This window comes from Sphingomonas sp. ASV193, from assembly GCF_040203355.1.
GTDB lineage: Bacteria > Pseudomonadota > Alphaproteobacteria > Sphingomonadales > Sphingomonadaceae > Sphingomicrobium.
The window spans coordinates 25092-38139 of record NZ_JBEHBW010000008.1 but is presented as its reverse complement, the minus strand read 5'-3'; the positions used below and the strand labels follow the sequence as shown (position 1 = coordinate 38139).

Annotated in this window: 15 protein-coding genes and 1 tRNA gene; 13 read left to right on the top strand and 3 right to left on the bottom strand. The window is 68.4% G+C overall.

Going from position 1 to position 13048, the window contains the following annotated elements; all coding sequences use genetic code 11:
* Positions 1-29: 29 nt before the first annotated feature.
* The gene (locus tag ABDK56_RS12670) at positions 30-971 is read left to right on the top strand and encodes an acetyl-CoA carboxylase carboxyltransferase subunit alpha (RefSeq protein WP_349808717.1); all 942 of its coding nucleotides are present in this window, start codon (positions 30-32) and stop codon (positions 969-971) included.
* An 85-nt stretch (positions 972-1056) separates the two neighbouring features.
* A complete protein-coding gene (locus tag ABDK56_RS12665; protein ID WP_349808648.1) occupies positions 1057-2517 on the top strand; it encodes a M48 family metalloprotease in 1461 nt (486 codons plus the stop codon).
* Positions 2518-2538: 21 nt separating this feature from the next.
* Here the strand turns inward: ABDK56_RS12665 and ABDK56_RS12660 are convergent, their stop codons facing one another.
* Together ABDK56_RS12660 and ABDK56_RS12655 are read right to left on the bottom strand one after the other, a co-directional pair.
* Positions 2539-2721: a Flp family type IVb pilin gene (locus ABDK56_RS12660; RefSeq protein ID WP_349808647.1), complete on the bottom strand. Its 183-nt coding sequence runs from the start codon at positions 2719-2721 to the stop codon at positions 2539-2541.
* A gap of 99 nt (positions 2722-2820) precedes the next feature.
* A complete protein-coding gene (locus ABDK56_RS12655; RefSeq protein WP_349808646.1) occupies positions 2821-3498 on the bottom strand; it encodes a hypothetical protein in 678 nt (225 codons plus the stop codon).
* Here ABDK56_RS12655 and ABDK56_RS12650 point away from each other — a divergent pair.
* The 9 genes from ABDK56_RS12650 (at position 3497) to ABDK56_RS12610 (ending at position 11369) form a co-directional block, all read left to right on the top strand.
* Positions 3497-4267 (top strand): ComF family protein, encoded by a 771-nt coding sequence (locus ABDK56_RS12650; protein WP_349808645.1) that lies wholly within the window; start codon positions 3497-3499, stop codon positions 4265-4267. The two genes, ABDK56_RS12655 and ABDK56_RS12650, sit on opposite strands and share 2 nt — an antisense overlap.
* 56 nt (positions 4268-4323) lie before the next feature.
* Positions 4324-4584 (top strand): glutaredoxin 3, encoded by a 261-nt coding sequence (grxC, locus tag ABDK56_RS12645; protein ID WP_349808644.1) that lies wholly within the window; start codon positions 4324-4326, stop codon positions 4582-4584.
* 19 nt (positions 4585-4603) lie between these two features.
* On the top strand, positions 4604-5458 hold the full coding sequence (locus ABDK56_RS12640; RefSeq protein WP_349808716.1) for a carbon-nitrogen hydrolase family protein: 855 nt from the start codon (positions 4604-4606) through the stop codon (positions 5456-5458).
* A 9-nt stretch (positions 5459-5467) separates the two neighbouring features.
* On the top strand, positions 5468-6574 hold the full coding sequence (locus tag ABDK56_RS12635) for an acyltransferase family protein (protein WP_349808643.1): 1107 nt from the start codon (positions 5468-5470) through the stop codon (positions 6572-6574).
* 35 nt (positions 6575-6609) lie between these two features.
* Positions 6610-6686: transfer RNA gene (locus tag ABDK56_RS12630), tRNA-Arg, on the top strand.
* Between the two features lie 20 nt (positions 6687-6706).
* Positions 6707-7318, top strand: a complete 612-nt coding sequence (gene folE, locus ABDK56_RS12625) for a GTP cyclohydrolase I FolE (protein ID WP_349808642.1) — start codon at positions 6707-6709, stop codon at positions 7316-7318.
* An 84-nt stretch (positions 7319-7402) separates the two neighbouring features.
* On the top strand, positions 7403-8674 hold the full coding sequence (locus ABDK56_RS12620) for an FAD/NAD(P)-binding protein (RefSeq protein WP_349808641.1): 1272 nt from the start codon (positions 7403-7405) through the stop codon (positions 8672-8674).
* Between the two features lie 108 nt (positions 8675-8782).
* Positions 8783-10273 carry a PAS domain-containing protein gene (locus ABDK56_RS12615; protein ID WP_349808640.1) on the top strand — a complete coding sequence of 497 codons (1491 nt, stop codon included), beginning with the start codon at positions 8783-8785 and terminating at the stop codon, positions 10271-10273.
* Positions 10274-10412: 139 nt separating this feature from the next.
* Positions 10413-11369 carry an IS1595 family transposase gene (locus ABDK56_RS12610; RefSeq protein WP_349808639.1) on the top strand — a complete coding sequence of 319 codons (957 nt, stop codon included), beginning with the start codon at positions 10413-10415 and terminating at the stop codon, positions 11367-11369.
* A gap of 104 nt (positions 11370-11473) precedes the next feature.
* Here ABDK56_RS12610 and ABDK56_RS12605 read toward each other — a convergent pair whose 3' ends face one another.
* Positions 11474-12238 carry a DUF3800 domain-containing protein gene (locus ABDK56_RS12605; RefSeq protein WP_349808638.1) on the bottom strand — a complete coding sequence of 255 codons (765 nt, stop codon included), beginning with the start codon at positions 12236-12238 and terminating at the stop codon, positions 11474-11476.
* Between the two features lie 5 nt (positions 12239-12243).
* Between ABDK56_RS12605 and ABDK56_RS12600 the strand changes: the two genes are divergently transcribed.
* Together ABDK56_RS12600 and ABDK56_RS12595 are read left to right on the top strand one after the other, a co-directional pair.
* A complete protein-coding gene (locus tag ABDK56_RS12600; protein WP_349808637.1) occupies positions 12244-12387 on the top strand; it encodes a hypothetical protein in 144 nt (47 codons plus the stop codon).
* 82 nt (positions 12388-12469) lie between these two features.
* The gene (locus ABDK56_RS12595; protein WP_349808636.1) at positions 12470-13042 is read left to right on the top strand and encodes a DUF2793 domain-containing protein; all 573 of its coding nucleotides are present in this window, start codon (positions 12470-12472) and stop codon (positions 13040-13042) included.
* Positions 13043-13048 lie beyond the last annotated feature (6 nt).

Below are 13048 nucleotides of genomic sequence, written 5' to 3'. Positions count from 1 at the left end.
CGCGCGCGCATCCTACCCCGCCCGCCGCCATGCAGAGCTACCTCGACTTCGAAAAACCGATCGCCGAACTCGACAAAAGGATCGACGCGCTGCGCGAAACCGCGAGCGACGGCGAGATCGACATCGCGTCCGAGGTCGAAAAGCTCGAGGCCAAGTCGGTCAAGCTGCTGAAGGACACCTACGCGCGGCTGACCCCGTGGCAGAAGACCCAGGTCGCGCGGCATCCCGAGCGGCCGCATTTCAAGCATTATGTCGCGGGGCTGGCCGAGGATTTCCTGCCGCTGGCGGGCGACCGCGCCTTCGCCGACGACCCCGCCATCGTCGGCGGGCTCGCGCGGATCGGCAGGCACAGGGTGATGTTGATTGGGCACGAAAAGGGCGACGACACCGCCAGCCGGCTCAAGCACAACTTCGGCATGGCCAAGCCCGAGGGTTATCGCAAGGCGATCCGGCTGATGCAGCTCGCCGACCGCTTCGGGCTGCCGGTGGTGACGCTGGTCGACACGCCGGGCGCCTTTCCCGGGGTGCAGGCCGAGGAACGCGGGCAGGCCGAGGCGATCGCTCGCTCGACCGAGGCGTGCCTCGCGCTCAAGGTGCCGCTGGTCGCCGCGATCGTCGGCGAGGGCGGGTCGGGCGGCGCGGTCGCGCTGGCCGCGGCGAACCGCGTGCTGATGTTCGCCAACGCGGTCTATTCGGTGATTTCGCCCGAGGGATGCGCGTCGATCCTGTGGCGGACCGCCGATAAGGCCGCCGACGCCGCCGAGGCGATGAAGATCACCGCGTCGGACCTGAAGTCGCTCGGCGTGGCCGACCGGGTGGTCGACGAACCGCTCGGCGGCGCGCATCGCGACCCGGCGGCAGCGATCGCCGCGCTGAAGGACGCGATCGTCGACGAGCTCGACGGTTGCGCGAAAATGAGCGGCGAGGCGCTGCTCGCCCAGCGGCGCAAGAAGTTCCTGGCCATCGGGTAGACGCCCCGCGCCGCGCGGCGCCGGTTCACGCGCGCGTAAGGAACCGCCGCCCACGCTTGCCGTTCGACCGGGAACGGAGGGCGTGATGCGCAAGGCGTTGCTGTTGCTGACTTCGGGCGGGCTGCTGCTGGCGGCGGCGGCCGACGCGCAGCGGGTCTCGCTCGACCCGCGCGAGGTCGCCAAAGCCGCTCGCCAGAATCCCGCGGTGATCGCCGAGTTCGGCGGCGCCGAGACCGGGCGCCGCGCCTCCTATGTCGACGCGGTCGGGCGGCGGGTCGCCGCGCAGACCGGGCTCGCCGGGTCGGGGCTTCATTTCGTGACGCTCAATGCCGCGGTCCAGAACGCCTTTTCGGTCCCCGGCGGCTATATCTACCTCACCCGCCAGCTAATGGGGCTGATGGACGACGAGAGCGAGCTTGCCTTCGTGCTCGGCCACGAGGCGGGGCACATCGCCGCCAACCATGCCGAGGCGCGGCGCGAGGTGCAGCAGCGCAACGCCCAATATGGCATGCTCGGGCAGCTGCTCGGCTCGCTGATCGGCGGCGGGTTCGGCAACATGATCGCACAGGACGCGGCGGTGTCGGGCACGCTGCGCACGCTGAGTTTCGACCGCAGCCAGGAATATCAGGCCGACCAGCTCGGCATCCGCTACATCACCCGCGCCGGCTACGACCCGCTTGGCGGGGCCGACATGCTCGCCGCGCTGACCCGCGCCAGCGCGCTCGAGGCGCGGGTTCAGGGAAATCACAACCGGCAGACCCCCGAATGGGCCTCGACCCACCCGCTGTCGCAGAACCGGCTGGTCGAGGCGCGGCGGTTCGCGGTCGAGACCGGGCGCGCGGGGCAGGGGGCGCGTAACCGCGACGCCTTCCTGTCCGAGCTCGACGGGGTGATGGTCGACGACGACCCGGCGCAAGGGGTGATCGACGGGCGGACCTTCACCCACCCCGACCTGCGGCTGCAGTTCACCGTGCCGACCGGCTTCCTGATGCAGAATTCGACCGACAAGGTCGAGGTTAGCGGGTCGGCGGGTCAGGCGGAATTCTCAAGCGAGCGGTTCGACGGCAATGTCGCGACCTATATCGGCCGGGTGGTCGCCGACCTCACCAGCGGCGAGGGTGGGGTCCGGCTCGGCCCGATCCAGCGGACCACGGTCAACGGCATTGCTGCCGCCTTCGCGCTCGGCCGCGCCGCGACCAGCGAGGGGACGATGGACATCGGCGTGTTCGTCTTCCCGTTCGACGCCACCCACGCCTATCATTTCACCACCATCACCCGCGCCGGGCAGGGGTTCGGCCCGTTCGTGTCGATGCTCGGCTCGCTTCGCCGCCTGAGCGCGCAGGAGGCGGCGGCGATCCGGCCGCGGGTGATCGAGGTGGTTACGGTGGGGCGCGGCGACACGGTCGCCTCGCTCGCCGAGCGGATGGCCTATCGCGATTACCGGGTCGAGCGCTTCCTGTCGCTCAACGGGCTGAGCGCCGGGCAGCCGCTGCCCCCCGGACGCAAGGTCAAGCTGGTGGTATTCGGGACCCGGCGGCGCGCCTGACACGCGCGCGCCGATGGGCGATTACATATAGGCCTGGACGTTGCTGAGGATCTTGCCCCACATCCCGCTCGACCCGCCGCCGAGCGCAGACAGGCCGCCCATCATCGCGATCACGATCAAGGAGGCGATCAAGCCATACTCGATCGCCGTCGCGCCCTTGTCGCATTCGCGCAGCCCATGGCTGCTCGTCCGGATAGCGTCCACGCCACCCTCCTTCTGGTCTTGGTCCACCCAACCCTCTTCTAACGGGCAGCGTAAAGGAACAACCAAAAGGAAGGGTTAATGCCCGGAAAAGCGCGATTTTCAGCGGGGCGGCGACCAGGCGAGGAAGTGCAGCCACTCGACCGGCTCCTCGATCCGGTCGCGCCCGGCGGCGAAGGCGGCGTCGAGCACTTGAGGCCAGCCGCGGCCCGGCCAGCCGCGCGGGCGGGCGGCGAGCTGGTTGGTGAGCCCCGCCGCGCGCAGGTCGGCGACCAGCCGGCCGAGCGAGCGATAGGCGAGGGTGGTCCGCTCGACCTCGACCACCGGCATGGCGAAGCCGGCATGCTGAAGCAGCGCGGCGAGGCTCGGCGCGTCAATCCGCGGGTGGGCGCGTGGGGCGGCGGCCCGGCCCATCGCGCGATCGGCCTCGACCAGCGCGCGGCGGAGCGTGGGGAAGCTGTCGCCGCCGATCAGGCTGCCGAGCAGCGGACGGTCGGGGCGAAGCGCGTGGCGCAGCGCGGTCATCAGCGCGGGCAGTTCCTCGACTGTCTCGAGCGCCCCGGCGATTACGATCGCGTCGAGCGAGGCGGGGGCGGGCGCGGGCGGATCGGGCCGGTCGCCGCGAAGCACCAGCAGCGCCTCCTTCGGCCGGTCGATTGCCGCCAGCCGTTGGCGCGCGTCGGCGAGCGCGTGGTCGACCAGGAAGCTGTCGCCGATCGCCGCCGCGCGCGCCTGCCGCAGCGGGCGCTGGACGGGGTCGAACAGAATCGGCGGGGGCATGGCGGCGCTTGTGCGATGCCCCGGCCCGCGCGACAAGGGCGGGGTGGAGCAGGTGATGCAACTGGCCCGCAGGGGGGTGGCGGCGGCGGTCGATTTTGCGCTTCCGCCGACCTGCCCGGGCTGTTCGATGCTGGTCGAGACTCCGCATGCCTTCTGCCCCGACTGTTGGGCGGGGGCGCGCTTCCTCCACGGCGGGTGCGAGGCGTGCGGGATCCCGCTCGAGGCGACCGAGGCGACGCATTGCGCGGCGTGCCTCGCCAAGCCGCCGCGGATCGCGCGGACCCGCGCCGCGATCGCCTATGACGGGGTCGCGCGGCAGCTCGCGCTCAAGCTCAAATATGGCCGCAAGGTCGGGCTCGCGCGGACGATGGCGCGGAGCATGGCGACCCACCGCGGCGACTGGCCGGCGGACGGGGCGCTGCTCGTGCCGGTCCCGCTGCACTGGACCCGGCTGTGGGGGCGCGGATTCAACCAGGCGCAGCTGCTGGCGAAGGAGCTCGGGCGGGGCTGGGGGTTGCCGGTCGACCCGTTCGTGCTTCGCCGGTCCCGGCGAACCCGCGCACTGAAAGGGATGGACCCGGCGGCGCGGCGCGCGGCGGTGGCGGGGGCGTTCGCGGTGACCGACCCGGCGCGAATCGCGGAAAGGACCGTCGTGCTGGTCGACGACGTGCTGACCAGCGGGGCGACTGCCGATGCCTGCGCCAGGGCGGTGCTCAAGGCGGGTGCGGCGCGGGTCGAACTGATTTGCTGGGCGCGGGTGATCCGATAGGGACGTTGTGCGTTATGCGTCGACAACACGACATTTGAGAAAAGAGGTGACTGGCGATGCCGCGCATCGAGATTTACACGAAGACGACCTGTCCGTTCTGCATCCGGGCCAAGCGTCTGCTCGACATGAAGCGGGTATCCTACGACGAGATCTTGATCGACCGCGACCTTGCGCGCCGCGACGAAATGGTCGGTCGCGCGGGCGGACGATCGACGGTCCCGCAAATCTTCATCGCCGGCAAACATGTCGGCGGGTGCGACGACTTGATGGCGATGGAAGCGCTGGGCACGCTCGACCCGCTGCTCCGGGCGGCCTGACGCGATGAGCGGGGGGCGTGTGCGGATCGCGCTGTTCCAGATGACCAGCGGGATCGACCCCGCCGCCAACGCCGCCGCGATTGAACGCGCGATCGGGGAGGCCAAGGCGGGCGGGGCGGCGATGCTGTTCACCCCCGAGATGTCGGGGCTGATCGACAAGGACCGCGAGCGCGCCGCGCCGCATTACCACGGGCAGGGCGAAGACCCGGTGCTGGCGCGGGTGCGCGCGGCGGCGAAGGCGGCGGGCCTGTGGGTGCACGTAGGCTCGCTCGCCGTGCGCGCCGACGACGGGCGGCTGGCGAACCGGGCATTCGTGATCGACGACGCGGGCGAGATCCGAGCGACCTACGACAAGATCCACCTGTTCGACGTCGACCTTCCGACCGGCGAGAGCTGGCGCGAGAGCGCGAGCTATGCGCCGGGCAGCCGCGCGGTGGTGGTCGAGGAAACGCCGGTCGGGCGGCTGGGGCTGACCATCTGCTACGACCTTCGCTTCCCCGCGCTGTTCGCCGCGCTGGCCGAGGCGGGGGCCGAGGTGATCGCAGTGCCCGCCGCCTTCACCGTTTCGACCGGCGAGGCGCACTGGCACCTGCTGCTTCGCGCGCGGGCGGTCGAGGCCGAACTGTTCGTGGTCGCCGCGGCGCAGGGCGGGCGTCACGAGGACGGGCGCGCGACCTATGGCCATTCGCTGGTCGCGGGGCCGTGGGGCGAGCTGCTGCTCGACCTTGGCGACGCGCACGGGACGGTCGGGTTCGTCGACCTCGACCTCGAGCGGATCGCCGAGGTGCGCTCGCGGCTGCCCGCGCTCAAGCATCGCCGGGAATTCGACCCGGTTCGACCAATGGCGGTTGCCGGTCCCGCAACCGCCCCCTAACGGGGGGCAATGCCCGAAAATCCAGTCGCGCGCGAACGATCGGTTCGCCAGACCGAGCTCGACTTCCTGCGCGGGGTTGCGGCGCTGTTCGTGCTGTTCAACCATGCGCGCGGGGCGTTTTTCGCCGGCGGCGGGCGGATTCTTTCGGGGCCGCACGGTCCGCTCGACACGGTCGGGGTCGCCGCGCTCCAGCTGACCTCGTTCGGGGTCGAATCGGTCGTCCTGTTCTTCGTGCTGAGCGGGTTCGCGATGGCGCACAGCGTGTCGCGGTCGACGAGCGTCGGGCGATTCTACGCCCGGCGGGCGATCCGCATCTGGCCGCCCTATATCGTCGCCTGCCTGCTCGCGCTCGGCGTCGGGCTGCTGACCGGGGTTGCCGATCTTCGCCCGCTGATCGTGCCGATGCTGTTCTACGTGGTGCCCGTGCACAATCCGGTCGCGCCGCAATTCTGGTCGCTTCCCTACGAGGTGCTATTCTATTCGCTGTGCCCGCTGCTGCTGACGAGCCGGCGACGGGTGGTCGCCGTGTGGATCGTCGCGGCGGTCGCCTTCGCCGTCTCGCCGCTGGTGGCGGGGCCGCTGATCAACCCGTGGCCGTCGGTGATCGTCAATTTCCTGACCGGCGAGCTGTTCTTCCTGATGTGCGGGGCGCTCGCCTATCACTGGCTCGACCGGATCCCCCGACTGTCGGGCCGCGCGCTGGCGCTGGTGGCGATCGCGGCGATGGCGACGGCGTGGCTGACCAAGCGCTGGCTGGGCGAGGTCAACATCCTGTCCGAGCTGGCGGTCGTCGCCGCCGCGGTGCTGGCGATCGCCAACCTGCCGCGCCGGGTCGCCGAGCGGAAAGGGTCGAATCTCGGCTTCTTCAGCTACTCGATCTACCTCTACCACTATGCGCTGCTGGTCCTCATCGCCTGGCTGCTGGGGCGGGCCGGGGTGGTCGCGGGCGAGATCCGCAACCCGCTCGCCTGGCTGGTGCCCGCGGGGCTTGCGCTGGCGGGGTGCCTCGCGCTCTACGCGGTGACCGAGCGGATCGCCAATCGCGGGGTCGCCGCGCTGCGGCGGCGGCCGGCGGACTACGACATCCACGGCATTGCCCCGCCCGCGGCGAATTGATCAAACGGTCGCGCGCCCCTAGATGCGTCGGCGACGGCTGCGTAGCTCAGCAGGATAGAGCGACGGTTTCCTAAACCGCAGGTCGGAGGTTCGAGTCCTCCCGTGGCCACCAACCTTCCGAAGGACCAAGCGATGAGTGCCAGCCCCGATGACGGCGACACGGTCCAGCCGCCGGCGAAGATCGCGGTGCCCGACGAGGTCGCCGAGGCGGTGCGCACGCTGATCCGCTGGGCGGGCGACGACCCGGCCCGCGAGGGGCTGGTCGATACGCCGCGGCGGGTGGCGCGGGCGTGGAAGGAATATGCCAGGGGCTATGCCGAGGACCCGGGGATCCACCTGTCGCGCACCTTCGAGGAGGTTGGCGGCTATGACGAGATCGTGCTGCTCAAGGACATCCCGTTCCAGTCGCATTGCGAGCATCACATGGCCCCGATCATCGGCAAGGCGGCGATCGCCTACCTGCCGCGCGACAAGGTGGTCGGGATTTCGAAGCTGGCGCGGGTGCTCCACGGCTTCGCCCGGCGGCTGCAGGTGCAGGAGCGGTTGACCGCCGAGGTCGCCGACTGCATCGCCACGCACCTCGACCCGCGCGGGCTGGCGGTGGTGATCGAGGCGAGCCACGCCTGCATGACCGCGCGCGGGGTCAATACACCTGGCGTGATGATGACCACCAGCCGGATGATGGGCTGTTTCCGCGACGACGAACGGAGCCGCAAGGAAGTGCTCGCGTTGATGGGATACTAAGAGGGTCTGGCTCAAAGTGGTCCTTTGAGCCAAGGCTGAAGGGTGGCTTGTCGCGGCGGGACGCCGCGGCTGTGCCACGCGTTTTTGTGGGTAGCACTTCTGGTCGACGTGATCGTCATCGGCGGCGGGTTTTCGGGGACGATGGTCGCGGCGCGGCTGGCGGCGCGGGGGGTCGAATCGGTCATCGTCGAGGCGGGCCGGGCGGGGCGCGGGGTGGCCTATGGCACCGACGATCCGGCGCATCTGCTCAACGTGCGCGCGGGACGAATGAGCGCGTGGCCCGAGGCGCCGGGAGACTTCGCCGCCTTCTCGCATGAAGAGCCGGACGGGTTCGCGCGGCGGATCGACTATGGCGACTATCTGGCGGCGATCCTTGGCGAGGCGATCGCGAGCGGGCGGGTCGGACTGGTCGAGGGAGTCGCGGTCGGCGCCGAGCCGGGCGAGGACTGGGCGGTGACGCTGGCGGACGGACGCGCGCTTCGCGGCCGGATGCTGCTGCTGGCGAGCGGCAACGGGGCGCCCGCGCCGCTTGGGATCGACGGGGCGATCGAGGACCCGTGGAACGCGGACGGCCGCGCTGGCATCGCCGAGGCGGCCGACAGCGACGCGGCGGTGCTGGTGGTCGGGAGCGGGCTGACGATGGTCGACGTGGTGCTGAGCCTCAGGCGGATGGGGCATCGCGGGCCGATCGCCGCGGTCTCGCGGCGCGGATTGCTGCCGCGAGCGCATGGCGCGCCCTTTCCGCCGGTGCCGATCGCCGCGGGCGAAGTGCCGCGCGGGTTGCTGGCCACGATGCGCTGGGTGCGCGCGCGGGCGGCGGCGAGCGGAAACTGGCGCGCGGTGGTCGAGGGGCTTCGCCCGCACACCCAGGCGATCTGGCAATCGTGGAGCGAGGCCGAGCAGCGTCGCTTCCTGCGTCATGCGCGGCCGTGGTGGGACGTGCATCGCCATCGGCTCGCGCCCGCGGTCGCGGCCGAGGTGAAGGCGGCGACCGGCGAGCGGCAGTTCGAGGTCATGGCCGGGCGGCTGGTCGCGATCGCGGGCGGGGTGGCGAAGATCGCGCGGCGCGACGGGCGGAACGTCGAGCGGCGGGCCGACGTGGTGATCAACGCCACCGGTCCGCGAGTCGCCGACGATCCGCTGTCGCGCGCGCTGCTGGCGGCGGGGATCGCGCGGCGCGATCCGCTCGGGCTCGGGCTGGCGGTCGAGGCCGACGACCGGCTGGCGGGGCGCGACGATGCGTGGGCGGTCGGCCCGCCGACGCGCGGGCGATGGTGGGAGATCGGCGCGGTGCCCGACATCAGGGTGCAGGCGGCGCGGGTGGCCGACGGAATCGCGGCGCGGCTTGGTCGCTGAGCGTCGGAAAGCCGACATTAGGCAGGAAAACTGCGGATTTCGTGTTGGAAAGGTAGGATTCACACGACAACGGGAATAAGCGGTTGTCGTTACGGGGTAAAAATCATCTTGCCGATACCGGATGCCACGATCAGCGAGGACGAGCGGCTTGCGCGCGTCGCTAGCCTGTTGCCCGACACGCTGGAGGACGATTTCGAGCTCAAGGCGATCGCCGACTATGCCGCGCAGCTGGCGGGGACGCCGATCGCGCTGGTGACGCTGGTCGAGGCGAGCCGCCAGCGATTCCTGGCGCGGCAAGGGCTGGAGGCGCGCGAGACTCCGCGGTCGCAGAGCTTCTGCCAATATGCGATGGTCCACGACGGGGTGATGGAGGTGCGCGACGCCGCCGCCGACCCGCGCTTCGCCGACAATCCGCTGGTGCTGGGCGATCCCAACATCGGTTTCTACGCGGGCGCGCCGCTGGTCGGGGACGACGGGATGCCGTTCGGCGCGCTGTGCGTGATCTCGTCCGAGCCGCGCCCCGAGGGGCTGACCGACTTCCAGCGGGACGGGCTGCAGATCCTGGCGCAGGCGGCGATCCGGCGGATGAAGGAACGGCGCGCGTCGCGCGCCTATGAGGAGAGCGAGCGGCGGTTGAGCGCGCTGGTCGAGGCGATGCCGCAGATGGCCTGGTCGACCACGCCCGACGGGATGACCGATTATTTCAACCGGCGCTGGGAGGAATTCACCGGGGTGCCGGCCGAGCAGCATCACGGTGACGGCTGGTTCCAGGCGCTCCATCCCGACGACATCGAGGTGGCAGGGCAGGCGTGGCGGCGCGCGGTCGCGAGCGGCGAGCCCTACGAGGTCGAATATCGGCTGAAGCGGCATGACGGCCAGTGGCGCTGGACACTGGCGCGGGGCCTGCCGGTCAAGGACGACGGCGGCGAGATCGAGCGGTGGTACGGGACCAATACCGACATCCACGAGCAGAAGATGACCGCCGAGAGCCGCGACCTGCTGGCGCGCGAGCTGAGCCACCGGATCAAGAACATCTTTTCGCTGATCGAGGGGCTGCTGCGGCTCGAGACTCGCGCCGACCCCGCGCTTCGCCCGGCGGTCGAGGTGGTGTCGCAGCGGATGCAGGCGCTGGCACGCGCGCACGACCATGTGCGTCCCGACCGCGCCGGGCGCGACGGGACGATCCGGCTGAAGGCGCTGATGGCCGAGCTGTTCGCGCCCTATGACGCCGAGGACGGGCCGCGGGTGCGGGTCGAGGGCGATGACGCGACGATCTTCACCGAGGCGGTGACCCCGCTCGCGCTGCTGTTCCACGAGCTGGCGACCAATGCCGCCAAATATGGCGCGCTGTCGGTGCCCGAGGGGCGGGTGAAGCTGTCGCTGGAGATCGGCGGCGAGACGAGCCGGCTGACTTGGTGCGAGGTGGACGGGCCGGGGGTCGGCGCGGCGGCCTCGGCCAAGCCGGGGTTCGGCGACACGCTGCTGCGGATGGCGGTCGAGCGGCAGCTCGACGGGACGATCGAGCGGCGGTGGAGCAACCACGGGCTGATCGCGACGATCGACGTGCCGACGCGGTTGCTGACGCGGGCGAAAACTTAAGGGCCGCGTGGTTTATTTAACCAGATGGGCGATATTTAGCTTGACATTGTCACGCTGATCTGGCACCTATCGCGCGATTATGTAGTTTACAAACCCATCCGATCATGGCATAAGGCTCCCATCAACGGAGCAATTCACCATGTCGGTTCTTTCATCTCCCCACTTCCACGACGAGGCCAAGGCTTTCGCCTTCCTTGAGAGCATTGTCTGGGCCGATGGAATTGCTTGCCCGCACTGTGGCGTGGTCGGTGGCCGCGTCTATGATCTGGCGGGTGTCCGCAGCAAGCCGAGCAAGAAGAGCCCCGAGGGCTTGGTTCGCCACGGCCTCAAGAAATGTGGCGAGTGCCGCAATCAGTTCACCGTCAAGGTCGGCACGGTGTTCGAGCATGCCCGCATGCCGCTCCACAAGATGCTCCAGGCCGTCCATCTGATCGTGTCGAGCAAGAAGGGCATCAGCGCCCATCAGCTTAGCCGCGTCCTAGAGGTCCAATACAAGAGCGCGTGGTTCCTCGCTCACCGTATCCGCGAAGCCATGCGTTCGGGCGACCTCGCCCCGTTTGGTTCGGGCGGCGGCGCGGTCGAGGTCGACGAGACCTATTTCGGCCAGAAGGTCGGCGCGAAGAAGGCTCGCGGCGGTCACGCTCACAAGCTGGGCGTCCTCGCGCTGGTCGACCGCACGACTGGCACCATGCGTTCGTTCACCTTCGACAAGTTCCGCGCCGACGAGGTGCACCCGATCGTGCGCGCCAACATCAGCCGTGAGGCCCGCCTGATGACGGACGAGGCCCGCATGTATTCGAAGCTTGGCCAAGAGTTCGCGGAGCATGGCACCACGCTCCACGGTGCGCGCCAGTATGTCGACTATGAGGACCGCACCATTCACACGAACACGGTCGAAGGCGCGTTCTCCATCTTCAAGCGCGGCATGAAGGGCGTCTATCAGCACTGCGGCGAGCAGCACCTTCACCGCTACCTCGCCGAGTTCGAGTTCCGCTACAACACGCGCACCGCTAATGGCTTCGATGACCGCCAGCGTGCCCGCAACGCACTGTGCGGCATCACTGGCAAGCGCTTAACTTATAACCCAGCTAGTTAGACGGAAGGCTTGACTGCGGGCTGATTTTATGCTACCGGGCGGGCACACCGGGGACATGTCGATACCGTGTCATGGCTCCCTAGCGGAGCCGCCCGGTGGCTCCCTTACCGCCAGCCTTTGGTCGGAAATTTTACCAAGCCGTAGCCATCAATGCGAGTGCCGTTTCGTCTGAAAGCCGGCTCAATTGCATCGTAAAATTGGCGTTCGTCTGAATTGAATTTTCGGCCGATCGCCCCGGCCACCATGTCCGCGAGCTGGATGCCCACGCTATTGTGGGACGGCGTCAAGAAAATGGTTTCAATATAATTTTTGTAGGTACTGAACACGGGCGCGTCGCCCTCAACGAAGCGATGGTGACGGTGCCTCAACCCCTCGTCTTGGCTCTTGCCTCTGTGATCGGCGATCATAATGCCGAGTTGGCTGCTCCCTACCGTTCGCTCCATGTCCTGGAGGAAATATTGAAAGCGCTCCGAAACCGGCTTGTAAGTCATCTGGTAGAGGTCTTCCTGTGTCCGGACATACGGCTGCTCATATGCAGCCGCCACGCTGGCGACGCACGCAATGATTTTCACCGCCTTCCTTTTCGTAATGATCGCGTAGAAGGCAGCCCTGAAAGCATCTCGTGCTGCTTGGTCTAGGTGGGCCACTGAATTGCAGTGATCGGTGTTCTGGGGGCCGAAGTAGCGCCACTTGATCTCGCCCCGCACCCTAAATTCAGGCCGGTTTTTCAGGGCGTTTAACTCTTCTGATATGCCGTGCCATTGCGCTTCGTGTATGATGACTCCAGCTATGACGAAGTACGGCGGTCGTCGCTCAATTTGCGTAGGTTTCGGTGGCGACCCAGACTCGTCGATGAAGCAGAGGTACATTCGCTATGAACAATGCTGAACGTGACCAGAGTCAACTCGACAAGTTCAAGGAAGCCGCCCGCGATCTAGAGACGGACGACGATCCCGAACGGTTCAAGGATCGGCTGAAGAAGCTTGTGAAGCATAAGCCGGTCGAGACGCCGGAGTGAAAGGCCTCAGCGCTTATCCTCGCTGGATCAGTCTAGCCTTAGGATTGATCTGTATCGCCGTCGCTAGCCTGACGAGGGTCGGTTGGCCCGCATTGAACGTCATGTTGATTGTTATGGGTGTGGGGTTCTTGAGCCAGTCGCGGTCGCGCGTAGGTTTGTAAACTACATAATCGCCACCTATCGGGAACAGTCAAGTATTGCCGGACAGATCGACAAGGAGATTACGCACAACGAAGCGCTGATTTTGCTCGATGCCCTGACCGACGGCTCGTTGGCGGCGGGAGTCGGGGCCGTGCCGCCGTCATCGCCGACCGCGGGACTTTGCTATCGCGTCGGGACGAGCGCAACTGGGGGATGGGCGGGGATGGATGGGAAGCTCGCCATCTCGACCGCGGGAGGGTGGCGGTTCGTCACCCCGTTCGAGGGATTGCAGCTGACAGAGCAGGGGTCGGGCCTCGCCGTCCGCTATTTCGGCGGGCAGTGGGAATCGGGCATCGAGCGAGCGAGCGAATTGCGGGTCGCCGGGATCAAGGTCGTGGGTGCAAGGTCGGCATCGATTGCTGGCCCTGCCGGCGGATCAGTCGTCGACAACGAGGCGCGGGCGACGGTCGATGCCATCCTTGCGGCGATGCGCGGCCATGGTCTTATCGCTTGACGCTTT